Below are 1,515 nucleotides of genomic sequence, written 5' to 3' on the forward strand. Positions count from 1 at the left end.
CCTGAAAGCGTGCGTATTGCCTGAAAACACAACCCGCTACGGGGGAGACTTACCCGAAATCTGATTTATTCAACAAAGCCCCGGTTCTGCTATCGAACGTAGGAGGATCAGCGTTTCAATAGCGAGTGATTCATGCAACATCATCTGTCCTGCCGGTGGGAATGTTACGCCAGATAGCGTTTCGGTTATTGCCTTCAGCTCATCGCGCAGTGAGCCAAAATCCGCATCTGAAGCACGGTCAAAAAGGTAATCCAGTTTGCGATTTACGTCGCTCAGCTGGTTGGTAACTATTTTCAACCCGGACTCCAGATCACCTGGGCCAGCTTCAAGGCAGCGCCGCAGATACTCTGACCGATTACCACCTGAAACCAGGTCTATATAGGCCAAAAGTTCATCTGATACTTTTGCGGTTATTGTTGGCATTCAGTCCTCACTTTGTGCATTTTTTAAACGAAAAAAGGGTGTCTAATACGGTGAAATCATAGTATTACCAAAGTAATAAATAAAAAATGTTTTAAATCAGTATGTTAGATTAGATTTGTAATACCTGGGTAATACCGCAGCATGGCTAAATTTGGTTTTTTTCTTTTAAATCAGTTGGATAGCGTGATTTATCACGCTGCGTTAGGTGTATAGCAGGTTAAGGGATAAAAAATCATCTTTTTTTGGTAGGGCGATCTCCGTAGGTTAAGGGTCATTTGGCTAAAAAGCGTCCTATTCTTTGATGGTCATGCTTGCATGACCATCTGAGCAACCAAAAACTACAGATAAACTACAGATAAACTACAAAAAACGTTTTGCCTTAGTGTTGTAAGACTACAAATAGACTACAATAAAACTACAAATAAACTACAAAAAACGTGACAGACTACAAATAGACTACAAGAAAACTACAGATAAACTACAAAACTCGATTGACCCCTTCTTACGAGTGTTGTAGAGTCATTTTCATACAACGGAGGGGGTTATGAATAAACCAGCAGATCTGAAACCCCGCAACTTATCGGCTGCTGTCAGATTGCGCCTAAATGAAATCGAGAACTGGCTGGACAGAGGGCTAACGCGGCATGAAATTGCTGAAATCCTCGACAGCGAATACAGCTTTTCGGTAACAGCCAAAGGGCTTGAGATGGCACTGTATAGAACGCGGCAAAACCGAAAAAATGTATTGCACAATACGCATGATAAGAGTAGCGCGAAGGGTGCAGCGGAAAGTGTATTGCACAATACACAACCGTCTGAGCCTGAAGTGCAGGAAAGTAAAAAAGCAGAGAGTCCCGGCATTATTGATAAAGAATTCTTCAAGAAAATCGGTGAGAATTTCGACCCTAAGAAGTTCAACAAAAAATTCTGAGGTGATTTATGAAAGTAGCGGTAATTAATTACAGTGGCAGTGTTCGTAAAACCTTAATTTCATCTTACCTGTTAGCCCCGCGCGGCTTTGTTGAATAAATCAGATTTCGGGTAAGTCTCCCCCGTAGCGGGTTGTGTTTTCAGGCAATACGCACGCTTTCA

The 1,515-nt window shown here is 42.2% G+C and carries 2 protein-coding genes; one reads left to right on the forward strand and one right to left on the reverse strand.

The annotated features are described in order from the left end of the window. Nucleotides 1-69 precede the first annotated feature (69 nt). Nucleotides 70-297 (reverse strand): traK protein, encoded by a 228-nt coding sequence (locus OGY37_RS00230; protein ID WP_244580976.1) that lies wholly within the window; start codon nucleotides 295-297, stop codon nucleotides 70-72. Nucleotides 298-967: 670 nt separating this feature from the next. On the opposite strand from OGY37_RS00230, the gene stbA reads away from it, so the two are divergent. Further along, nucleotides 968-1,354, forward strand: a complete 387-nt coding sequence (gene stbA, locus OGY37_RS00235; RefSeq protein WP_001039464.1) for a plasmid stabilization protein StbA — start codon at nucleotides 968-970, stop codon at nucleotides 1,352-1,354. Nucleotides 1,355-1,515: the final 161 nt, after the last annotated feature.

The sequence above is a fragment of the Citrobacter sp. Cpo030 genome (assembly GCF_030333005.1).
GTDB lineage: Bacteria > Pseudomonadota > Gammaproteobacteria > Enterobacterales > Enterobacteriaceae > Citrobacter > Citrobacter portucalensis.

Bases quoted from the DNA above. Each gene is read 5' to 3' on its own strand.
- stbA (WP_001039464.1), top strand. From the start codon at position 968: ATGAATAAACCAGCAGATCTGAAACCCCGCAACTTATCGGCTGCTGTC.